The organism is Pseudarthrobacter sp. MDT3-1, assembly GCF_054510755.1.
On record NZ_JBTNDX010000012.1, the window covers coordinates 1 to 21,402 of the forward strand.

General features: G+C 62.8%; 18 protein-coding genes and 1 tRNA gene. 12 read left to right on the forward strand and 7 right to left on the reverse strand.

Features of this window, described 5'->3' with window-relative positions; translation table 11 throughout:
* The first annotated feature begins 245 nt into the window (after nucleotides 1-245).
* Nucleotides 246-827 (forward strand): dihydrofolate reductase family protein, encoded by a 582-nt coding sequence (locus ACX80X_RS11015; RefSeq protein ID WP_459312000.1) that lies wholly within the window; start codon nucleotides 246-248, stop codon nucleotides 825-827.
* A 211-nt stretch (nucleotides 828-1,038) separates the two neighbouring features.
* Nucleotides 1,039-1,530, forward strand: a complete 492-nt coding sequence (locus tag ACX80X_RS11020) for an SRPBCC domain-containing protein (RefSeq protein ID WP_252603925.1) — start codon at nucleotides 1,039-1,041, stop codon at nucleotides 1,528-1,530.
* A 66-nt stretch (nucleotides 1,531-1,596) separates the two neighbouring features.
* Here the strand turns inward: ACX80X_RS11020 and ACX80X_RS11025 are convergent, their stop codons facing one another.
* Together ACX80X_RS11025 and ACX80X_RS11030 are read right to left on the reverse strand one after the other, a co-directional pair.
* A complete protein-coding gene (locus ACX80X_RS11025) occupies nucleotides 1,597-2,643 on the reverse strand; it encodes a LacI family DNA-binding transcriptional regulator (protein ID WP_252603924.1) in 1,047 nt (348 codons plus the stop codon).
* Complete coding sequence (locus ACX80X_RS11030) at nucleotides 2,643-4,403, reverse strand: glycoside hydrolase family 13 protein (RefSeq protein ID WP_459312002.1); 1,761 nt, start codon at nucleotides 4,401-4,403, stop codon at nucleotides 2,643-2,645. The genes ACX80X_RS11025 and ACX80X_RS11030 overlap by 1 nt, the downstream gene beginning before the upstream one ends.
* Before the next feature lie 197 nt (nucleotides 4,404-4,600).
* Here ACX80X_RS11030 and ACX80X_RS11035 point away from each other — a divergent pair, with 197 nt between their 5' ends.
* Entirely contained in the window at nucleotides 4,601-5,971 is a 1,371-nt protein-coding gene (locus ACX80X_RS11035; protein ID WP_459312004.1) for an FAD-binding oxidoreductase, read from the forward strand.
* A gap of 138 nt (nucleotides 5,972-6,109) precedes the next feature.
* Here the strand turns inward: ACX80X_RS11035 and ACX80X_RS11040 are convergent, their stop codons facing one another.
* From ACX80X_RS11040 to ACX80X_RS11055, 4 genes are all read right to left on the reverse strand, one after another.
* Complete coding sequence (locus ACX80X_RS11040; RefSeq protein ID WP_141139534.1) at nucleotides 6,110-7,531, reverse strand: DUF4032 domain-containing protein; 1,422 nt, start codon at nucleotides 7,529-7,531, stop codon at nucleotides 6,110-6,112.
* A gap of 124 nt (nucleotides 7,532-7,655) precedes the next feature.
* Complete coding sequence (locus tag ACX80X_RS11045) at nucleotides 7,656-8,738, reverse strand: ABC transporter ATP-binding protein (RefSeq protein WP_056346563.1); 1,083 nt, start codon at nucleotides 8,736-8,738, stop codon at nucleotides 7,656-7,658.
* Between the two features lie 234 nt (nucleotides 8,739-8,972).
* Nucleotides 8,973-9,803, reverse strand: coding sequence for a trehalose-phosphatase (gene otsB / locus ACX80X_RS11050; RefSeq protein WP_252603758.1), 831 nt, complete (start codon nucleotides 9,801-9,803; stop codon nucleotides 8,973-8,975).
* Nucleotides 9,793-11,295, reverse strand: coding sequence for an alpha,alpha-trehalose-phosphate synthase (UDP-forming) (locus tag ACX80X_RS11055; protein ID WP_305884762.1), 1,503 nt, complete (start codon nucleotides 11,293-11,295; stop codon nucleotides 9,793-9,795). Before ACX80X_RS11055 ends, otsB begins: the two co-directional genes overlap by 11 nt.
* Before the next feature lie 179 nt (nucleotides 11,296-11,474).
* On the opposite strand from ACX80X_RS11055, the gene ACX80X_RS11060 reads away from it, so the two are divergent.
* The 9 genes from ACX80X_RS11060 (at nucleotide 11,475) to iscB (ending at nucleotide 19,856) form a co-directional block, all read left to right on the forward strand.
* Entirely contained in the window at nucleotides 11,475-12,365 is an 891-nt protein-coding gene (locus ACX80X_RS11060; RefSeq protein ID WP_252603760.1) for a DsbA family protein, read from the forward strand.
* A 153-nt stretch (nucleotides 12,366-12,518) separates the two neighbouring features.
* Nucleotides 12,519-12,595: transfer RNA gene (locus ACX80X_RS11065), tRNA-Thr, on the forward strand.
* 137 nt (nucleotides 12,596-12,732) lie between these two features.
* Complete coding sequence (locus tag ACX80X_RS11070; protein ID WP_459312007.1) at nucleotides 12,733-12,960, forward strand: helix-turn-helix transcriptional regulator; 228 nt, start codon at nucleotides 12,733-12,735, stop codon at nucleotides 12,958-12,960.
* A complete protein-coding gene (locus ACX80X_RS11075) occupies nucleotides 12,927-14,201 on the forward strand; it encodes a tyrosine-type recombinase/integrase (RefSeq protein ID WP_459312009.1) in 1,275 nt (424 codons plus the stop codon). Before ACX80X_RS11070 ends, ACX80X_RS11075 begins: the two co-directional genes overlap by 34 nt.
* Before the next feature lie 81 nt (nucleotides 14,202-14,282).
* Nucleotides 14,283-14,480 carry a helix-turn-helix domain-containing protein gene (locus ACX80X_RS11080; RefSeq protein WP_459312011.1) on the forward strand — a complete coding sequence of 66 codons (198 nt, stop codon included), beginning with the start codon at nucleotides 14,283-14,285 and terminating at the stop codon, nucleotides 14,478-14,480.
* A 1,332-nt stretch (nucleotides 14,481-15,812) separates the two neighbouring features.
* A complete protein-coding gene (locus tag ACX80X_RS11085) occupies nucleotides 15,813-16,259 on the forward strand; it encodes an SHOCT domain-containing protein (RefSeq protein ID WP_459312013.1) in 447 nt (148 codons plus the stop codon).
* Between the two features lie 77 nt (nucleotides 16,260-16,336).
* On the forward strand, nucleotides 16,337-16,786 hold the full coding sequence (locus ACX80X_RS11090; RefSeq protein WP_459312015.1) for a hypothetical protein: 450 nt from the start codon (nucleotides 16,337-16,339) through the stop codon (nucleotides 16,784-16,786).
* Between the two features lie 925 nt (nucleotides 16,787-17,711).
* Complete coding sequence (locus ACX80X_RS11095) at nucleotides 17,712-18,032, forward strand: hypothetical protein (protein WP_459312017.1); 321 nt, start codon at nucleotides 17,712-17,714, stop codon at nucleotides 18,030-18,032.
* Nucleotides 18,033-18,221: 189 nt separating this feature from the next.
* Entirely contained in the window at nucleotides 18,222-19,856 is a 1,635-nt protein-coding gene (iscB, locus tag ACX80X_RS11100) for an RNA-guided endonuclease IscB (RefSeq protein ID WP_459312019.1), read from the forward strand.
* An 18-nt stretch (nucleotides 19,857-19,874) separates the two neighbouring features.
* Here the strand turns inward: iscB and ACX80X_RS11105 are convergent, their stop codons facing one another.
* Nucleotides 19,875-20,864, reverse strand: coding sequence for a hypothetical protein (locus ACX80X_RS11105; RefSeq protein WP_459312021.1), 990 nt, complete (start codon nucleotides 20,862-20,864; stop codon nucleotides 19,875-19,877).
* Nucleotides 20,865-21,402 lie beyond the last annotated feature (538 nt).

The following is a 21,402-nucleotide window of genomic DNA, read 5'->3' on the forward strand; positions in this document are numbered from 1 at the left end:
ACCTCGACGTGCTTGACGCAACCCCTACGACGGCTTTCGTCTGACCTCATCTGACCACGACTTGTCGGCTCAAGAGCATGGCACGGGACACGGTGACCCGGGACATCGAAGTCAGGCGGCGGTTCCTGCGCGAACATCCCGGCCACGCGCTGGACGGCTGGCCGCTGCAGGCCGATTGAATTCTTACAAGAGCGACAACTCACGACTTGCTAATGTGGGGCAACCTCAAAGCAAAGGAGAGCCCCGTGGGCAAGGTGGTCATGTACAGCTCGGTGTCGGTGGACGGCTTCATCGCGGACGAGAACGACCAGCCCGGACCCTTGTTCGACTGGTTGTCCAGCGGTGACGTCCCGTTGGACGAGAGCGGCGAGTTGAAGGTGTCGCAGAGGTCCTACGACTGCACCCGGCCGTACTGGGACCAGATCGGGGCGACAATCGTCGGCCGTCATGTCTTCGACATGACGGCCGGCTGGGACGGGAAGCCTCCGGGCGGGGTCGACCACGTGGTCGTCGTGACGCACCGGCCGAAGCCCGAGGGCTGGGACCCCGAGGCGCCGTTGCACTTCGTCGACGGCGTCGAGGCAGCCGTGGCCAAGGCGCAGGAGCTCGCGGGTGACCGCATCGTCGAGGTCGCCGCTGGCGACGTCGGTGGCCAGGTGCTTGCCGCGGGCCTGGTCGACGAGGTGCGCATGGATGTCGTACCCGTCGTGTTCGGGTCCGGCAAGCGCTACTTCGGGTCGGTCCACGCACAGCACCTGTTGGAGGATCCCGACGTGGTGATTCAGGGCAACCGGGTGCTTCACCTGCGCTATCGGGTGCGCCGTTGACCGATCTGAGCGGGTACGCGAAGAAGTCCACTGCGAACGGTGTCACAAGATCGGGCCTCCGGCTGCGGTTGCGCATCGCTGCCCCGGGACCGACGCGCCAGCCAACATCCAGCCAGCGATTACACCCTCAACTGTGAAGAGCCCGGAAACCCGCGGGAAGTGAGAGAGCGTCGACTGTGGCGGATGCTGGAGCCGCGTAGAGTTGGCGTCCATGGAGAACCTTTTCAGCCACGCGGACGACGCCCTCCCCGCTTCAGTTGATCCCGCAGAGAACCTTGAACCTGTCATCTGCACTGTCACTGTGCCGGGGCCGGTGGCGCAGGCGTTCGCCGGCTTCACGGATCACACGCACTTGTGGTGGCCGCTGGATTCACACGGTGTGTACGGCGCAGGATCTTACGTTGAGTTTGAAGAGAACCTCATCGTGGAGACAGCTGACGACGGCAGGACCGCCGTCTGGGGTTCCATAGATGACTGGCAGCCGCCGCTTTCCTTCCACGCGTCCTGGCATCCTGGGACCACCGCTATCTGGTCCACCGAGCTGCGAGTCGCGTTCAGGGCCGTGGAATCCGGGACCGAGCTGCGCCTGGTCCACAACGGCTGGGAAGGTGCGGAGGATCCTGCCGCAGCCCGCGCCGACTATGCTGCCGGCTGGCCGAAGGTGCTGGACCGTTTCGCGAGGTTCATGGGCGGGGAAGCTTAGGCCTGACGGCCGGCCCTGAATAGCAGTTTGGGACGGACCCAGCTCAGAATGGACTGAGGGGCACGGTCAGGCCGGCGGGACGGCCGTGCTGTTCCGGACGAGGAACTCCGTAGGGTACTCCCGGTCGGTGGCCGCTGCTGACGGTGGCGTGCCCTTGGCAGGCCGCCTCGCGCCGGCGTCGATCGTTTCCAACAGCATGCGCGCCGCCAGGGCGCCTTGGCCGCGCGCATCCTGGTTGATGGTGGTCAGCCCAAAGACCTCGCCCAGTTCGTGCCCGTCCATGCCGATCACGGAGAGATCCTGCGGCACGCGCAGGCCGAAATCGCGGGCGGCGAGGATGGCCCCGATCGCCATCTCATCGGAGGCTGCAAAAACCGCGGTGGGCCGCCCGGCTGCGGAGGCCAGGAGATTACGGGCACACACGTAGGCGCCCTGGATAGTGAAGTCCGCGAACACTACCCATTCGGGGCGGACAGCATGCCCCGCAGCCTCCATGGCTGCCTCAAAGCCGGCGCGGCGTATCCCGGGGAGTTTGAAGTCCTGGTTCAATTCGGCATCGCCGGTGATGTGTGCGATACGCGTGTGGCCCAGCCCGATGAGATGCTCGGTGGCTGTCCTGGCCAGGCGGGCGTCATCAATCCTGATAGTGGATGCACCGGCCAGGGCACCGCCGATGCCGACGATCGGACGGTGGATTGCCAAGAGCTGTTTGATTTCTGACTCGCTCAGGACCAGCGCCACAGCGATGACCGCATCCAGCCGCTTGCGGACCAGGAAGTCGTTCAGGACGCTGTGCCGGCGTTCCGGCCGGTCGCCCACGTTGTACAGGGTGAGGTCGTAGCCGGCGTCGAGCAAGGTGCCGGACACGCCCTCCACCACGGACGAGAAGTACCAGCGGTGGATGGACGGGACCACCAGCCCCACGTTGTGGTTACGGCCTGAGGCCAGGCTGGACGCGTGGTATGACGGGACGAAGCCCAGTTCGTCGGCTGCCGCCTTTGCCAGCTGCCGGCTCTTGGCCGACACGTTCGCCTTGCCGCTGAGCGCCCGCGACACAGTGGCGATCGACAGCCCGGCGCGGTCGGCAACGTCCTTGATGCCCGCAAGTCCCACTATGCCGCGTCGCCTCCGCCAACCCGCAGCCACACCGTTTCCCCGGACGCCAGGAAGTGGGTTGCGTCAGAGCCAGAGCCAGAGCCAGAGCCAGAGTCAGAGCCGGCGCTGCGGACGAGGACGCTGCCTGCCGGCATCTCCAGGGGTTCGTGGTTGAGGTTCATGAGCACCAGCGTATCGCCGTTCAGGTACGCCAGTGACGAACCGCTGCACCAGTCCTCGGCCCAAGCCAGTGACCCGCGGCCCAAACCCAGTTCGCGGCGCACCGCCAGCATTTTCCGGTACAGGGAAAGATGCGACGACGGCGATGCGGCCTGTGCGTCCCGTGCCAGGTCCGCGAAGCTCGCCGGCAAGGGAAGCCAGGGGTCCTGGCCGGAGCCAAAGCCCAGGTGCCGTTCTGTGCTGCGCCACGGGAGGGGAACCCGGCAGCCGTCGCGGCCCAGCCGGGCCCCTCCGGTGCGTGCGAACGTGGGATCCTGCCGCAGGTGCTCCGGAATATCGATGCCGTCCGGCAGCCCAAGCTCCTCACCCTGGTACAGGTAGGCGGCGCCGGGCAGTCCCAGCATAAACAGGGAGGCGGCGGCTGCGCGCCGGCGGCCCAGGGCTGTATCCGGCTGCGGATCGGCCGCACCGATGCCGTCGCCATCGCGCGGACCGGACCCGTTGTAACCAAAGCGGCTGGAATGCCGGACCACGTCGTGGTTGGAGAGCACCCAGGTGCTGGTGGCTCCTACTGCGTCCAGGGCAGTCAGCGAGTCCGTAATAACACTGCGCATCCGGTAAACGTCCAGCCCGGCGTGCAGGTAGGGGAAGTTGAAGGCCTGGTGCATTTCATCGGACCGGACCCAGTCGGCGAGGCGGGGGAGCGGGTCAACGTTGGCTTCTGCACACAGAATGCGGTCCGGCCCGTACCCGTCCAGGATCAGGCGCCAGGCCCGGAAGATGTCGTGCAGGGCCGGCTGGCCGAACATCGGAGCCTCATGACCGGGGAAGCCGTCCGAGCTGCCGCCGTCGGCCCGGCCGCCCCAGGCGGGCAGGCCCGGGGCCTTGACCAAAGCGTGGGCGACGTCCACCCGGAAGCCGGAGACCCCGCGGTCCAGCCAGAAACGGAGCACTCGCTCAAATTCGGCGTGCACGGCCGGGTTGTCCCAGTTGAAGTCCGGCTGGGAGGAATCAAACAGGTGCAGGTACCACTGGTCCGGCTGGCCGTCCGGCCCCGTGACCCGGGTCCAGGCCGGACCGCCGAAATGGGACTGCCAGTTGTTGGGTGGTTCGTGGCCTTCAGGCCCCGTCCCGTCCCGGAAGATGAACATGTCGCGCTCCGGGCTCCCTGCCGGGGAGGCGAGGGCTGCCTGGAAAGCAACGTGCTGGTCCGAGCAGTGGTTGGGAACCAGGTCCACGATGACCCGCAACCCCAGCCGGTTGGCCTCGGCAATCATGACGTCGAAGTCACGCAGGGTGCCGAAGATCGGATCCACGTCGCAGTAATCGCTGACGTCATAGCCGGCGTCGCGCTGCGGGGATTTGTAGAAGGGGGACAGCCAGACGGCGTCCACATCCAGCTCGGCCAGTTGCGGCAGTTCCGCGGTAATCCCGGCGAGATCGCCGATGCCGTCGCCGTTGAGGTCCCGGAAGGACCGCGGGTACACCTGGTAGATGACGGCGGAGCGCCACCAGCCGGGGGCGTTGTCGGCATCGTGGATGAGGGTCAGCGGACCTGCCAGCGGAGCTGCGGTGGTGATCATGGAATCAACAGACATGCTGATCAGCCTAGTTGAGCAGCGTCATGATATGGAAACGCTTCCAGCATGTATTTGCAGATGCAATTCGGTGTTCTAGGAGAAATGGGTCTGATCTGTGGAAACGCTTGCAGCAGCCCGGGATTGTGACGAGTTTGCGACGTCGTGGCCCGCCTAGACTGAGGAAGAACGACAACGACGACGGAACGGGAGGCTGCGTGGGCAGCTTGGTTGAAGAGCTGGTGGGCGCCCTCGGGTCAGGGCAGGTCAGTACCGAAGAGGAGTTGCTCGCGAGGTATGCCGTGGACCAGGCCCCCATCACGGATTTCCAGCTCCCCGAGGCGGTGGTCTTCGCCGGGTCTGTGGCGGACGTGCAGGCCGTGGTCAGGCTGTGTGCGGCCCTCAACGTCGCCGTCGTGGCCCGCGGAGCCGGAACAGGCGTGTCCGGCGGTGCGCACGCGAGCAGGAACTGCGTAGTCCTGTCCTTGGAACGGATGAACCGCATTCTTGACCTCAACCCGGACGACGAGACCGCCGTCGTCGAACCCGGCGTGGTCAACGCTGCCCTCAACGAGGCCGCCGCAGTGCATGGCCTGATGTACGCGCCGGATCCGGCGAGCTTCCGTTCCTCCACGATCGGCGGCAACGTTGCCACGAATGCCGGGGGACTGCGCTGCGCCAAGTACGGCGTAACCCGGGACTCAGTGTTGGCGCTGGATGTGGTGCTGGCTGACGGGTCCCTGATCCACACCGGCCACCAGACATTCAAGGGCGTAGCGGGCTACGACCTGACGGGACTGTTTGTGGGCTCTGAGGGCACTCTGGGGATCGTGGTGGGGGCGACCGTCCGGCTCAAGTACCTGCCCCGTGACGTGCACACCATCGCCGCGTTCTACCCGGACTTCAGGCAGGCCGCTGCCGGCGTCCTGGCGGTGGGCCGGGCCCGCGTGCAGCCGGCCATCATGGAACTGCTCGACGGCGGGACGCTTGCCCAGCTGGACGATCTCCACGGCTCCGACCTGAGCTCCCGCGGCCGTTCGCTGCTCCTGATCCAGACCGACGGGTTCGGGGCAGCGGCGGAGGCCGACGTCATGCGTTCCGTCCTAGCAGCCGGCGGGGCAACGGTGAGCACGGAATCCACGGCGGAAGCCGAGCAGCTCGTGGAGCTCCGCCGGAACAGCCGGGGCGTGGAAGTGGATGACGAATACCGTGTGGGCGAGGACGTGGCCGTGCCGCGCTCACGCCTGGTGGATTACGTGGCGGCGTTGGAAGACCTCGCGGCAACACATGGTGTGAGCCTCAAGGTGGTGGCGCATGCGGGCGACGGCAACCTGCATCCCACGTTCTGGATCGACCGCCAGGACAGTGCGGTGGACGCTGACGCCATGGCCCGGCTGAACTTTGCCCTGGACGCCTCCATTGAGGCTGCGCTCGAAATGGGCGGGACCATCACCGGCGAGCACGGGATCGGGCAGTACAAACTGCGCTGGCTCGGCCTGGAGCAGGCGGAACCCGTCAGGGAGCTCCAGCGCAGGGTCAAGGAACTCTTTGACCCGGCTGGCATCCTGAACCCGGGCAAGGCTATCTAAAGGCCGCCACCTGCCACGAAACTAGGTAGCAGTAACTGTCGTTTTGAGCGCTCATAACGACAGTTACTGCTACCTAGTTGGGGGTGTGTTAACACAGTTGTGCTGCCACCGCGGCCCGGCACCGGCTCCCGGTCCGCGTCAGTCGTCGACGTCAGGGTACTCTTCGATGGATTCGTCGGCGCCATAGCGGGAGGACTCCTCGGTTTCCACTTCGAGGATCTTCAGCATCGCAGTATCCGGGTTAAGCATGATGGCGGCTTCGTCCCGGCGGTGGCGCAGGACGGACTCGATGTAGGACTGCACTGCCTCGGCGAGCGGAATGTGGCGGGCCTGCTCCTCGGACATGTACCAGCGGTGCTCCAGCACCTCGTGGACCGCCTCCGCCGGCTCCAGCTTGCGGGACAGGTCGCGGGGGATCGAACGCACGATCGGCTCGAAGACCTGGCTGACCCACAGGTGCGCGCTGTATTCCTCGTCCATCCCCGGGTTGTTGTCCGCCCGGAAGGAGTCCATGTCATTGAGCAGGCGCCGTGCCTGGTTCTCCTGGGCGTCCAGTCCGGTCAGCCGCAGCAGCCGGCGCTGGTGGTGTCCGGCGTCGACCACCTTGGGCTGGAGCTGGATGGTGGAACCGTTCTGGGTGGTCTTGATGGCGTATTCCTCGACGTCGAACCCGAGCTCGTTGAGCTTCCGGATCCGGGCGGCCACGCGCCAGCGTTCGCCGATCTCGAAGGATTCCTTCTCGGTCAGTTCCGTCCACAGGCGCCGGTAGCTCTCCATGATGAGTTCGCTGGTGGCCACCGGGTCCACCTTTTCCTCGATCAGGCCGCCGTCCAGGAGGTCCATCAGCTCGCCGGCGATGTTGACTCGGGCAATCTCGAGATCGTACTCGCGCTGGCCGGTGGAAAGATCGGGATACAGCTCGCCGGTTTCGGCGTCCACCAGGTAGGCGGCGAACGCGCCCGCGTCACGGCGGAAGAGCGTATTGGAGAGCGAGACGTCGCCCCAGTAGAAGCCGATGAGGTGCAGCCGCACCATCAGCAGGGCCTGAGCATCGATGAGCCTGGTCAGTGTGTCCTTGCGCAGCATCTGCGAGAACAGGGCCCGGTACGGCATGGAGAATTTCAGGTGGCGGGTGACCAGGACGGGGTTCAAGGGCCGCCCATCCAGGGTGGTCCGGCCTGTGATGACTGCTACCGGGACAACGCACGGGACGTCCAGGCGGGCCAGCTTGCGGAGCATGTGGTACTCGTGGCGGGCCACATGCTCGGACGTTTCCTTGATGGCGATGACGGAGCCGCCCAGGTGCGCGAAACGCACAATGTGCCGCGAGATGCCGCGGGGGAGCGCTGCCAGGTTCTCGGCCGGCCAGTCCTCCAGGGCGATGTGCCAGGGTAGGTCCAGGAGTTCGGGATCCGCGGACGCCGCCGTGATGTTCAGCGAGCTGGAAGCGGCAAGGACCTTGTCATCCTTGGCGCTCGCTGCCTCGAAGCGCGGCAGTTTGCCGACCTGCGCGTAGTCCGTGGGCTCGTCGTGCCACTGTGCACTGTTTTCGTCGGTCATGGATCAATTCTTTCGTACAGAGGGGCGGCTGGCCTAAACATCGGGCTTAAACGCCGACGGCGGCCCGTCCAGTCAGGAGGGCCGCCGTCGGTTAGATGTCGAAAGGCTCGATCATCGGTGGGGACTAGTCGCCCAGGCGCAGACCGGTCTTGGTGTCAAACAGGTGCACGTGGCCCGACTGCGGACGGACGTAGATGGTGTCGCCCTTCAGCGGGGGACGGCGGCCGTCGACGCGTGCCACGATGTCGTGGTCCTTGCCGTCCAGCGTCGTGTGGCCGTAGACGTAGGCGTCGGCACCGAGTTCTTCAACAACGTCGACCTCGACCTGGAGACCCTCACCGTGAGAGGCCTGCTCAAGGTCCTCGGGGCGGCTGCCCAGGGTGACGGTGCTGCCGTGGGCCTCTTCGAGAATGTTGCGCGGCACGGGGTAAACCGTTCCGCCGAACTGAACGCCGCCGTCGACCACGGGCAGTTCGAGCAGGTTCATGGCCGGGGAGCCGATGAAGCCGGCAACAAAGACGTTCTTGGGCTTGTCGTAGAGGTTGCGCGGGGTGTCAACCTGCATCAGCAGGCCGTCCTTCAGCACAGCCACGCGGTCACCCATGGTCATGGCCTCGACCTGGTCGTGGGTGACGTAAACGGTGGTGACGCCGAGGCGGCGGGTCAGGGATGCGATCTGCGTACGCGTCTGGACACGGAGCTTGGCGTCCAGGTTGGAAAGCGGCTCATCCATGAGGAACACCTGCGGGTTACGCACGATGGCGCGGCCCATGGCAACACGCTGGCGCTGGCCACCGGAGAGTGCCTTCGGCTTGCGGTCCAGGTACGGCTCGAGGTCAAGAAGCTTGGCGGCCTCACGGACACGCTCGGCGCGCTCTTCCTTGGAGACGCCGGCGATCTTCAGCGCAAAGCCCATGTTGTCTGCAACCGTCATGTGCGGGTACAGCGCGTAGTTCTGGAAAACCATCGCGATGTCGCGGTCCTTCGGCGGAACATCGGTGACATCGCGGTCGCCAATAAGAATCCGGCCGGCGTTGACGTCCTCAAGGCCTGCGAGCATGCGCAAGGAGGTGGACTTACCGCAACCGGAGGGTCCTACGAGGACCAGAAATTCGCCATCGGCGATTTCGATGTTGAGCTTGTCAACAGCGGGCTTCTCTGTGCCCGGGTACAGACGCGTAGCGTTATCAAAAGTAACTGTAGCCACAGTTATCAATCCCTTCACCGGCAGGTACGTGCCGGACGATCCGTTGTGAATGGTTCATGTAATTCAGTTATCCACGGCATTGCAGCCGTGTACTCCCCGGCCGAAGCCGAGGAGTATCACGTGACGCCGCACGGTTCCTGTGCGCCACATCACAACCAAGAGTATGTCAGACGATTGGCGTATTGGTGCAAATGTTACGGAGGTCACATGTGAGGTTGGACATGTCCCCGAGGTTCAGTCACTGCCGGGCTCTTCTTCGGCCACCACCAGGCTCCGTTCCTGCAGGAGCGCTTCGAGCAGTTCGGCCACGTGGGCCGGTGCTTCCACCCGGAACTCGGCCTGGGTGAAGTCCAGACCCACCTTGACGCCCACATCGCCGGATTCCAGGCGTGCCAGGGCGTCCTCGTCCGTGACGTCGTCGCCGGCGAAGAGGACCGCAGTGGCCCCGGTGATCTGGCGCAGGAACGTCAGGCCCTCGCCCTTGGAGGCGTTGACTACCGATGTTTCCAGGACGCGTTTCCCGTTCTTCAGGAAAACGCCCTTGCGGTCCTGGAGAACGGAACGGGCCGCAGCCACCGCGTCCTCGGCAACATCGTCCGTGGCCAGCCGGGTATGCAGGACGACGCCCGCGGGCTTATCTTCGAGGAGCGTGCCCGGTGCCTGCTCAACGATCTCCTCGAGGACGCCTCGGACTTCGGCCAGCAGCAGGCGCTGGGCCTCGTCCAGCGTCAGCTCCGCGGAGCCGGGGCCCAGCCACGCCTCGGCGCCATGGCTGCCGATCAGCAACGTGTCCACCGGGGGCGAGGCGACCGCGCGCAGGCTGGCGAGGGCCCTGCCTGAGAGGAGTGCCGTCGTCGTGCGTGGAAGGGCGGCGAGCCCGGCGAAAGCGGCGGCCGAGCGCGGAAGCGGGCGGGCGTCGTCGGCGCGGTCAACCAGCGGGGAAATGGTGCCGTCGAAATCCATGGCCACCAGCAGGTGTTCCGTCTGGGCGATGCGCCGGGCGGCCTGCCGGAGTTCAGGGGACAAGGTGAGCGGGCCCTTGGCGGGCCGGGCGTCAGGAGTCATCGCGCACAACTTTCTCGTTCAGGGCGGCCAGGAAGTCAGCTGACCAATGGTCGACGTCGTGTTCCAGGATCTGCTTGCGCATGGACCGCATGCGGCGCGCGGCGTCTTTGGGAGGCAAATCGACGGCCCGCATGATGGTGTCCTTGAGACCGTCGATATCGTGCGGGTTCATCAGGAGCGCCTGCTTGAGCTGGTCCGCGGCGCCGGCGAACTCGCTGAGGACCAGCGCGCCGTCGTTGTCCTTGCGGGCAGTGACGTATTCCTTGGCCACGAGGTTCATGCCGTCCCGCAGTGCGGTCACGAGCATGACGTCGGCGGCGAGGTACAGCGCCACCATCTCCTCCACGGGGTAGCTGTGGTGCAGGTAGCGGACGGCGGTGTTCTCGATGGTGTCGTAGGTGCCGTTGATGTGGCCGACGGTACCTTCGATTTCCTCGCGCAGGAGGCGGTATTGCTCAACCCGTTCGCGGCTGGGGCTGGCAACCTGGATCAGCGTTGCGTCGCCGACCGTCAGCTTGCCTTCGTTCAGGAGTTCCTCAAAGGCCTTGAGCCGGTGCCGGATGCCCTTGGTGTAATCGAGCCGGTCCACGCCCAGGAGGATGGTTTTGGGGTTGCCGAGATCCTGGCGGATCTGGCGTGCACGCTCGATGATCGCAGGGTTGTGGGCCAGTTCGTTGATCTGGGCTACGTCGATGGAGATGGGGAAGGCCTGGGCCCTGGCGATGTGCGTGATTTCGCCGTCCTTACCCTTCACGTGCACCTGCTGCTGCTTGACGCTGGCGCCCAGGAACCGCCGGGCGGAGCGCATGAAGTTGCCGGCGTCGCTGGGGCGCTGGAAGCCCACGAGGTCTGCACCCATCAGGCCGTCAATGATGGCATGCCGCCACGGCAGCTGGGCGAAGATTTCCGGCGGGGGGAAGGGGATGTGGTTGAAGAACCCGATCCGCAGGTCCGGCCGCGCTTGGCGCAGCAGCCGCGGCACCAGCTGCAGCTGGTAGTCCTGGACCCACACGGTGGCGCCCTGGCCGGCATGGCGTACGACGGCGTCGGCGAACCTTTGGTTGACCCTGCGGTAGGCGTCCCACCAGGTTCTGTGGAACTCCGGCGGGGCGATGACGTCGTGGTATAGGGGCCACAGGGTGGCGTTGGAGAAACCCTCGTAGTAGAGCTCAACGTCGTCGTTGCTCAGCTGGACGGGGACCAGGTCCATGCCGCCGTGGCTGAAAGGCTCGACGGTTTCGTCCGGGGCGCCGTGCCAACCCACCCATGCGCCGTCGGTCTTGGTCATCATGGGTGCGAGGGCAGTCACCAGGCCGCCGGGGGAGCGGCGCCAGCCGGAGCCGTCGTCGCCGCTCTCACCTGGCGCGCAGCGGTCAACGGGCAGCCTGTTGGACACAACCATAAAGTCGTACATGGTGACTGTGCTGTGGCTGCTCGCGGCGGCGCCGGTTGCAGGTACAGCTGTTGGTTTTTCTTGGACGGGTGTTTGCATTGCGGCCCCCTGGGGTTGCTTGTGCCTTTAAGCCACCTTAATAGGATGGAATCTTCGGGGCTATTCGTCCGTTGGTTATTCGGGCGGAATAGTTGAAAGCGCAAGCTCTCAGGTTTGTCCCCTAAAATGGTGGAGTCGCCACAGAGTGGTCCCCGTATGTCGATCGACCCAAGGAACACATGAGCCCCGCAAATGAAATACGTAAGTCCAAGGCTGAGCGAACCTCGGAGGCGCGCGAGAAGGCACGCCTGATCCGTGATGTGCAGCTGACGAAGGACAAGCGCAACAAGCTGCTGATCGGCTGGGGCATTGTGGTGGCCGTGGTGGCCATCCTTGTGGTGGTGGGGCTGGTGGTGACCACAACGATGCGGCAGAACGCCCCGATCGCTGACCAGGGCCCGACGCCGGCCAACGGAAACGTCAACGGTGGCATCACCTTGCTGGCCAATACCGACGTCGCGAAGCTGGAAGCAGCCACCGTTGACGCGGCCTCCGTGGGGGAGCCCCCGGAAACCGCGCCGGCTGAAGTGGTTGCCCCCGGTGCCGAAGCTGAGGCCGGAAATCCGGTCAAGGTGGTCCTGTACGTTGACTTCATCTGCCCGGTTTGCAAGAACTTCGAGGCACAGTACAACGAGCAGTTGACGGCGCTGCGCAACGACGGCAAGATCACGGTGGAATACCGGGCCCTCGGGTTCCTGGACAACCGGTCATCCACGAACTACTCCTCCCGTGCAGCCAATGCCGCCGCGTGTGTTGTGAATGAGTCTCCGGAGAAGTACGCGGAGTTTGTGGACTCGCTGTTCGCCAATCAGCCTGCCGAAGGCAGCGCCGGTCTTTCTGACGACAAGCTCAAGACCATGGCCACGGACATCGGCGCCAAGAACATTGGCACCTGCATCGACGAGAAGACCTACCGCCCGTTCGTGAAGTTCACAACCAAGCAGGCCGCCGCCATCGGCGTCACAGGCACGCCCACGGTATTCGTGGACGGCCAGCAGTGGGGCAAGGGCGCCAGCGCGCAGACCCCGTTCCCTGACTTCCTGCAGGCGGCGATCACCGCGAAGGGCTAGAGCCTTCCAAGCAGAGGACCTGCTTCCGGAGCGATTCCGGAAGCAGGTCCTTTCTATTTTGCTGCGGTTCGCCCTGGCCGGCGTTTTTACGAGCGGGCGGACTTGGGCTAACCTTATCTAGCGCCGTTGCGGCGCACGCCCCGCATGGGGTGCGCCTCCTTAGCTCAGTTGGCCAGAGCACCGCTCTTGTAAAGCGGGGGTCGTCGGTTCGAATCCGACAGGAGGCTCCAGAAACCCCTCCGTTCCGGCGATTTTGCCCCGAACGGAGGGGTTTTTCATGCGCCAAAGACAGGGCACGACACGCTTACGACACGCTTTGGGAAAGGCGGACGACACCCGTCGCGGGCTCGACTGCATAGGGAAAAGCATGCAGACAAGCAAAAAGACCCTGGGACCGGCAACGGACCAGGGCAACGCGGCGCCTCTCCTGACCACCGAAGAAGTGGCCGCTTGGTTGCAGGTGGCTCCCAAGACCCTCCGCAATTGGCGATCCGACGGCATCGGGCCAACGGCACTGAAGCTGCACGGCGTGGTGCGCTATAACCGGTCTGCCGTCGAGAATTGGATAAGTACCACCTCGAAGGCTGCTGGCTGATGGGGCGTTCAAGCTTACCGGTTGGCACGTGGGGTACCGTCCGCGCCAAGAAGGACGACACTTCTGGGATCTGGCGGGCCAGCTGCAGATTTCGTGGCTGGGACGGTGTCACGCGGACATACAGCAAATTCGGTCCGACCAAGGGCAAGGCAGAAACCGCACTGCTGGAGTCCATGAGGGAGCGCCAGCAACGCGCAGGCCGGGTAGTCGCCAACCCTTCCCTGAGCGTCGTCGCAGACAAGTGGCTGGCCAGTATCGAGGTTCCCAAAGTAGTAGTTGACGTCAACGGCAACATGGTCGAGGCCGGCAGCACGGGCGGAATCCGGCGTCAGACTTGGGACCAATACGAAGGTCTCATATACCGACTCATTGAGCCCGCGCTCGGCGCGCTGAAGATCAATGAAATGAGCACCTCCACCTGCGACAGCTTCCTAAAGTCATTGGTTGGGGGTGGCAAGGGGCATACGAATGCGCGGCTGGCAAAGACGGTACTCCAGCAGATCATGTCCTATGCCATCAGGCATGACATGTATGTGGGTGGAAATCCTGTGCGGGAGGTAGATCGAATTGAAAGGCCACGAAAGAAACCCGTCGGTTTGAGCGAAGCCACTTTGCAGGATGTCCGCGACGCCGTGAGGAACTGGCGGGCAGGACCCGGTCATTCCGGTCCCCGCCCGAGCACAGTGCTTGCAGACGTCGTTGATGTGCTGATAGGCAGCGGCGTGCGGATCGGAGAAGTCCTTGCGCTGCGACTGGAAGACATCGACCTTTCAGGCGATGTTGGAAGAATCAAAATCACCGGAACACTCGTGGAGCCACGCCATGGTCCCAAGTACCGGCAAGCGTTCCTGAAGAATGACGACAGCGACCGAATCATCCCCGTACCCCGGTTTGTTGTCGACGTACTCATCCGAAGAAGCCTGGAATCGCCGGCCAACAACATGCCAGGCGCCTTGTTCTGGTCCAGGCGCGGAACATACATGCAGGCCTCGAGCCTAAGGAGGCAGTTTCGCGCTGCTCTAAACGCGTCGGAGCTGGAGGGCGCAGCGACTATCACCCCGCACTCGTTCAGACGTACCGTTGCGACCCTTCTTGCCAAGGAACTGACAGACGGGGCTGCCGCATCCATGTTGGGTCACGCGGATGTCTCCATGACCCATACCGCTTACATAGAAAGGCTCAAGGAGGTGCCGGACTACACGTCAGTCCTGAACCGTCTAGCGCCGAGACCCCGGTCTTAGTCAGAGTGCGTTCGCCAGCGCCCCCGCCCGAAGTTGCGAGGTAGGCGGCGCCCGCCGCGGCTATGGCCATAAGATGCTGGCATGCCTGAAACCCTTTCGCCCCGCCGCTTCCTGACAGTTGACCAGGTCGCCGAGGAGCCAAACGTCAGCGACGTCCAGGTCCGGGCCCTTCTCAAGTCGGGTGACCTCCGCGGCATTCAGATTGGTGGCCGGGGTTATCTCGCTCAGCCAATAGGGTCGAGGCAATATTTGCCGAGAATTCAGGGGCAGAAGGTCTGATGACGGCGACTGGTTTCTGTGAGGCTCGTAAGGAACGTAGGACGCGGTTAGGTGGTTTTTGGGGCCTGATGATCTGCAGCATTCTTTTCCGGCGTCGAAGCCGATGAGTTGCAAGGACGTGCAGCCATCCTTCATCAGAGCGCATTAGCAACGACACCGAAATCCAGGTCCTTCCATGAATTTGAGCAAAACCTGCGCTTTCTACACGATGTTCTGTTTGGATGAATTTCGTAACGATGCCATAGATCATGGCTGAGGCAGGAGCTGGTGCTGCCTTACTTGTCATCAGAGATAATGGGGGGCAAATGCCCATTTCAGAGATCAGAAGACCGCTGAGCGTGGCCTTAAAAACGACGGCTCTTGGGACAATCCTTGTGCTCACAGCCTGTTCAGGGCTCGCTAGCAATCCGTCACCGACTTCAGTTACGCCCAACAAATCCGCAGCCCAGGCCGCAAGTGCTGTCGCACGGACGCAGGACTCCCTTGTCAGCCAACTGGACTGGTTCTCACCCGAGTTATGCATGCCCGTCTACCAGCGTCGGCTCAAAGGCGACGCTTTAGAGAAGACCTGTGACGATGCGTCTGTGGATGTTCGTAGGCTAGCCCGGACAATGAAAGCAGACTTAGAGGCTGCCCAGCCGTGGGCGACGGAGGTGTCCGACTTGGCGAAAAGTACAGTCGAAGACCTAGAAAGGTTGGCGGAGGCCACTGAGGATTCGTCCAACGGAAAGGCTTCCGCGATCGCCGCTAGTGGGGCGACCGTCAGGTCCCATTTGAAGGCCTGGAAGCCGTTCGGTACGTAAACCAGGGATACTGGCCCGTCGATGAATCGTACGTCAATCGGCGGAGCTAAGGACCTCCCTATCGTGATGGCCATCGTTTGACTTGTGCAATTTTGCCAATGCCGGGCAGGCAGGCTCACGGGTGCCCAAAGTGTCAGTTACGGTGGGGGAAAGTGCCACAATGCACGATCCTCACAGCCGAAATCGAGTCAAGATAGCCGTGGTCTGTGGCGCATTGGGATCAACGACGTCGAAGAGTACATCGCCGATGCGTACCGAAAGACCGCGGATCGGATCGCCGCGGGGGACCTGAAACCAGAGGAGGCTTCCGGCGTTTAAGGAGGACGCTGACCGCAGCTCGGCGAGTCGGTACCGGATTGACGCTACCCAGGCTTCGGAGTGGGCCCGGCAGCGACGTGGTAGTCGAGGGGAATTTTCTTGCCTGCGGTGTGGTGTTCGTCATACCCAAGAGTGTGCGGCGAGGTCCGATTCCTGCCAGCTTCGCCGATATGCTTCCGATGCACTGCATCGCATCTTCAATTGGGGAAACATGACATCAACCACTAAGCAGGCCCCCGCCAAGTCCAAGGCCTGGATTTGGCTCGTCGTTCTCGGGCCTATCTTAACCATTATCGGCATCATCATCGGGTCGTCGAAAAGCGGGATGTGCGGAAGCGTCTTCCGCTCGGACAGCCTGGCCGCCGAACTCTTCGACAGCATGGGCGGTTACGGATACGGCAGCGCGGCCGCTGACTGCCAGGAACGCATCGCGGCAGCAGCCGTACCGACCTGGATCCTCATCGTGCTCGGCATCGCCCTCGTCCTGACCGGGATCGTCGTCCGGTCCATCATCAACAACCGACCCGCGCCCACCGTTGTACAGCAGGCCCCGTCGGTCGCCACACAGATCGAAGATCTGTCCCGGCTGAAAGAGCAGGGGCTCCTCAGCGACGAGGAGTTCAAGGCCAAGCGCGCCGAGCTCATCAGCCGACTCTAACTCCTGGAATAAGCCGCCTTAGAGAGCGGCCCGAGTCTCTGCAGCTAATTCGACCCACCAGACTTGAAAGCGAAACCATGAAGAAACTCATCGCACCCCTCGCACTCGCTGCCGTCCTCGCTTTGACCGGCTGCGGAGGTGCAAGCACCGCACCGGCCGCTGCCGAGTCCAAAGCCGCTGAAGAAGCCCCCAAGAAGGCTGCTGACCTGACCGGCGCCTGGAAGCAAAGCAACCCCAACAGCGAAAAGTCCTACCAGCAGGCCACGATCACCGCCGACACGATGACTGTCGAATGGGTCAGCGACGGCGGCAACACGACCTCCATCTACTGGATCGGCACCTTCAAGGCTCCGACCGATGCGACGGAGCCTTACACCTGGACCTCGGAGAAGGACGTGGCAGCCACAAAGTCCGCACTACTGGCATCAGGCGACGCCACCAAGGAGTTCACCTATAAGGACGGGACCATCAGCTACAAGGTCAGCGCGATGGGGACGACGACCACAGTAAACCTCAAGAAGAACTGACACAGCAGCAGTAGTTGCCCGGGCCAGTTCAACTGTGTCTGCGGCAGCCAGCCCTGACGGTATTGGCGACCTCAGCCACAGTCCTCTGTCAAAGCAAGTCCGGATTGGTACACCGTCCACTTGCCGGGGGGTAACGGGGGCACCCCACGCTGGGTGTGTGGGCCGGATATGTCCTGCGACGTAGGAAATGGTAAGGCCGGCACCTATTGGCTGCGGTAAGTGTGACCCCTACTCGTCCTCTTCGTCAGCCAGACTGAGGACACGCGCGTCCGATTACCGGCCAAATCTGGCGTCGATTGTTCGGTGCAGGCGGGCCCCCGCGCGGATGGCATTCCGTTGGTCACGGGCCGCGTCGTCGAGATCTCGCTGGCTCTTTGGACCATGGCAACTGCAGGCGCATCGCTTTCGAGCCTCGGCTGCGAGTAATGTGCGAATCCGCTCCTCCCAGCCATCGTCAAGTCGCGGGTCACCGGATGCCTGGGCGAGCTGTGAGACCCACTCAGGCGCTGGAGGGCGACCTAATCGCTGATCTAGCGTCAGCCGAAGCCTTGCGGCGGCACGCTCGAGTTGTCTCTGTTGTATAGCTTCATCTCGGAGTTTGGCCCGTGACATCGCCTGCGGAGACCTTCTGCCGCAGGGGCAGAAGTCGTGCAAGTACTGAGTCTCCCTGTCATCGAAGTGGCTCAGGGCTTGGGAAGCGTGACGGCCAGCCATCAGCGGCACCGTGCTCGGAGGCGTCCTACTACCGGCGCAGGCTTGGCCCGGATGCATTCAACCGCCTTGCGACTCACGACGAGGGAACGGAACTCTGTAGCGCCAGCCATACGACGAGTCTAGGACTCTACAGTCAGTCCGTCTCGGTCCCATCGAAAGATGGTCCAGCGTATGCCACTTATCAAGCCACAATGAGTCGTAATGTCATCTCATGGAACAAATCGATGAGCTGAGCGACGAAGATACTGGTGCGTTCGCCTTCGTCACGGCTAGCGGTTCTATCTACCGGATCTCCTTGGATGACCGGTGCTTGATGCGCCTGCCTTCAGACCAGGAGGCTAACGAGGCCTACAAGAACGTGGCGGCAACAGCCCTCCGATTGGACAGTGAGAATATCCCCTTGGTCAAGATCGGGCGCTTAAAGGTCGGCTACAGAGGCATGCTGCTGCTCGACATCGTGGGTGATGGCGCCACCGTGACCGTAAGGGACACGAGCGAAATAGTGGTCATACGGCGGCTGCAGGACGTCTAGGGGACATGACTCCCTTATGTCGATGTTCTCGCAACGTAGATGCACCCCAGAGTCATTGCGCCCATCAGGAGGGCAGTGCAGAATCGACGGATGAATGGCAGGAGGAAACGTACACATGGGGTCCGGTAGCCGCTCGAGCCTTTTTGGGCTGGGCTGTCCAGATCCAGGCATCGGCAAGGGGTGACTCTGATGTCTACGTTGCACGTGAGCAAAAAGACCGACGGCGGGGTGCTTCCTCAGCTCCGCCCAATCGAAGCCGCATCAGCAGACACGCCTCGAGCAGGTTCGAAACGGGTTGCGGCCGACGGGCATTCGCTCCGAAAGACTGGCGTGCAACATGATCGAGGGGAGACCTCCGGACGTTCACCCGCTGTCGGAGGCGTCACGGCCGCACCAGGAATTTCTGGGCAGCCAGCTCAGGGCCGTAAGGCTCTCAACCTCGTGCCTGTCCTCGGGAGGGATAAAGCGCCCCTAATGCCGACGAGCCCGGCAAGGGCGCGGAAGCTCCTCAAGCGAGGTCAGGCCGTTGTCGCTTCGTTGGTGCCATTCGTGATCAGGATGAAGCACATAACGACCACCGACCGCACGGCTTCAGTGCAAGACATCGGACTGGGTATTGATCCTGGTTCCAAGCACACGGGGCTGGCCGTCTTCGTCTCCTCGGGTCCATGTAGTGCTTCCCGTAAGGGCGTGTTCGCTATCCGGGTCGATCATCGGTCAGATGTGATCACCCGACACATGAAGTCCCGCGCCCAGCACCGTCGGGGCCGTCGTTCAAGGCTGCGATACCGGGCGCCACGGTTCTTGCATCGGACGAAGCCTCGAGGCTGGCTCGCTCCTTCGCTGCAACACCGAGTCGACGGTGTGATGTCGATGGTCAACAAGCTGAAAGCTTGGTTTCCTGTGACGGCGATCTATCAGGAACTGGTTCGCTTCGATACCCAGCTCATGGAGAACGCCAAAATCAGCGGCGTCGAGTATCAGCAAGGAACACTGGCAGGCTTCGAGGTGCGGGAATATCTGCTGGCCAAATACGAGCGGAAATGCGTCTATTGTGACGCCCGCGCCGTTCCGCTTAATCTCGACCATATCCTCGCCAAATCCAAGGGGGGATCTGATCGGGTTTCTAATCTCGCGCTTGCCTGCGTCCCTTGCAACGATGCCAAGGGGAACCGCGCTGTGGAGGAGTTTGTTACCGACCCGGCTCGCCTAGCCCGGCTCCTGGCACAAGTTAAGCAACCGCTTCGTGACGCCACAGCAGTGAATGCCACGCGCTGGGCTCTCTGGCGGCGGCTCCAGGATACGGGGCTCCCAGTCCATGTCGGGTCTGGTGGTCGGACCAAATTCAATCGATCCCGCAACGACTTGAGCAAGACCCATTGGAACGATGCCTTGGCAGTCGGAGACGTGGAGACCATTACGTCGAACATTGGTTCGGTGCTCGTGGCTGACCAAACGGGTCGGGGATCCTATGCCCGAACTAGATCCGACCGATTCGGATTTCCCCGTCTGATCTTCCCTCGCCGCAAGAATCATTTTGGCTTTATCACCGGTGATACAGTTCGTGCGGTCGTGCCCCGTGGGAAATATGCCGGAACTCATCTGGGCAGGGTGGCCGTTCGAAGCAGCGGAAGATTCGCTATCAGGACTCAGACTGGCGTCGTTCCGTCCGTCTGTCATGGGTACTGCACCTCCATACAGCGCGGGAACGGCTGGAACCTGAAGATGGTGGCGACGGAGTACCCCGATGGCGGTGCTCCCGGCTGGTCAAGCTCTGGCGGTGCGTCTACCGCTCGGCCCATCGTCGACGGTCGTCCTTGTTGACGCGCTGCCGCCTGTGGGTCAGACCTCGGCCTTCACTGTACTGAACTTGACGATGCCGGACATGTTGACCATGTAGTTCGTACTGTCCCAGGGGTGGAGCTGTGGAGTGAGTTTCACCGACTTTCCGGGGGTGACCTTTACTTCAGTCGGAAAACTCGGAGTGCGTTGACGCGTCACATCGTAATCGCTTTGATTTGAGGCACCTCCTGTTGACACTTTTATCTCGTAGGGCAGTCCACCCACAAGTAGCTCTCCCAGAGTTAGACCTGCCGTTGGGGGATACTCCACTGCCCATGCAAATGATGACGTAAGGCCTGCGTTTATGCCGCCTTGGAATTTTCCGAGCTCGCCTCGAACTCTTGGTGGTTCGTCAATGCCGCCCTGAGGAGCCACCCATATATTCTGCTCTCCATCCGTGAGATCGATGTCCGCAAAGAATGTTGGATCGTCCTGGAGGATGGCGTGGCGGAGGACGAACTGTGCGCTGTACCAAGCAGCGACTGCTACCTCCCGGAGCATGTAAGTGACGAGAGGAACGCCGGCAGCAGTACCAATACGGTCCGCCGCCGGCATGTCGTCCCGTATGTTGTCGCCCACATGCGTACCCCAGTAGTTGGCGTAGTCCCGGATGAGCTTGTCCCAGGTGAAGTCAACTCGTTTTGCCCCAGGCTGGATTCGAAGGGCGGTTTTGAAACGAATTTGGCTAATGTCCAGTAAGTTACCAGCCCCCAGTGTGTCCGTGGTTGGTATCGCCCCGGCGCCCCAGACGAGTCCCGGAACGGGTTCAGGAGCGGGAGAGACACCGAACTTGGGAAGTGGCGTGTCGTAACTCTGGGCGGTCCTCGAGATCAGTTCGCCTCCGCGGGCACCCGACACCATGAGGCGGAGAACCAAGGCCAAATCATCAACGGCGTAAGCGACGCCTTCATCGATGCGCTCAATGTGGTCACGAAGCCGCGCCGCCCCGCTCATAAGATACCCGGCGAGGTGATAGCGGCTTATCTTCATGCCCTCACAGTAACGCTCCCATGAGCTCGACTCAGCGAACATAAATCACGCCATCTTGCCATGGTCAAATTCCGAGTAATGTTCGATGGCCACCAGCCGATGCTATTGGCAAAGCCGGGTACTTTCCAGACGCGGGCGCCGGGCTACTCCTGCCTACCCTGCCGGGAAGGCTCATGCCAGGGTGGCTATGACTTTAGTTCAGCGCGGATAATCGCTTAGAACATTGAAACCCGGGCCGGGCGGTCTGAAGCCAAATAGCCAACGTCTGCGGAAATCTGTCAGAAGTCGGTGAGGAAGTCCTCTGCTGGTGCCTGCCGGAGTCTTATTCGTTGGATTCACACTAGGGACTATGCGGTGGGGCCTACGACAGGCGTCGAAATGACGATTCTCGTTAACAAGGTCGGCCTCACCGCCGAGCCAGGCCTGCCTATTCACGATCTCTCATCCGGAACTTTCAGCGAGCAACGCGGCGGTCAAAGACCACTGGGCGGGCCTTGCCTTGGCGAGACAATGGTCGACAGGTACCGACCTGCAGGAA

Coding starts and splice junctions, on each gene's coding strand:
- ACX80X_RS11085 (WP_459312013.1), top strand. CDS start 15,813: ATGACATCAACCACTAAGCAGGCCCCCGCCAAGTCCAAGGCCTGGATT.
- ACX80X_RS11090 (WP_459312015.1), top strand. CDS start 16,337: ATGAAGAAACTCATCGCACCCCTCGCACTCGCTGCCGTCCTCGCTTTG.
- otsB (WP_252603758.1), bottom strand. CDS start 9,803: ATGACTCCTGACGCCCGGCCCGCCAAGGGCCCGCTCACCTTGTCCCCT.
- ACX80X_RS11060 (WP_252603760.1), top strand. CDS start 11,475: ATGAGCCCCGCAAATGAAATACGTAAGTCCAAGGCTGAGCGAACCTCG.
- ACX80X_RS11105 (WP_459312021.1), bottom strand. CDS start 20,864: ATGAAGATAAGCCGCTATCACCTCGCCGGGTATCTTATGAGCGGGGCG.
- iscB (WP_459312019.1), top strand. CDS start 18,222: ATGTCTACGTTGCACGTGAGCAAAAAGACCGACGGCGGGGTGCTTCCT.
- ACX80X_RS11055 (WP_305884762.1), bottom strand. CDS start 11,295: ATGCAAACACCCGTCCAAGAAAAACCAACAGCTGTACCTGCAACCGGC.
- ACX80X_RS11070 (WP_459312007.1), top strand. CDS start 12,733: ATGCAGACAAGCAAAAAGACCCTGGGACCGGCAACGGACCAGGGCAAC.
- ACX80X_RS11030 (WP_459312002.1), bottom strand. CDS start 4,403: ATGTCTGTTGATTCCATGATCACCACCGCAGCTCCGCTGGCAGGTCCG.
- ACX80X_RS11080 (WP_459312011.1), top strand. CDS start 14,283: ATGCCTGAAACCCTTTCGCCCCGCCGCTTCCTGACAGTTGACCAGGTC.
- ACX80X_RS11040 (WP_141139534.1), bottom strand. CDS start 7,531: ATGACCGACGAAAACAGTGCACAGTGGCACGACGAGCCCACGGACTAC.
- ACX80X_RS11095 (WP_459312017.1), top strand. CDS start 17,712: ATGGAACAAATCGATGAGCTGAGCGACGAAGATACTGGTGCGTTCGCC.
- ACX80X_RS11020 (WP_252603925.1), top strand. CDS start 1,039: ATGGAGAACCTTTTCAGCCACGCGGACGACGCCCTCCCCGCTTCAGTT.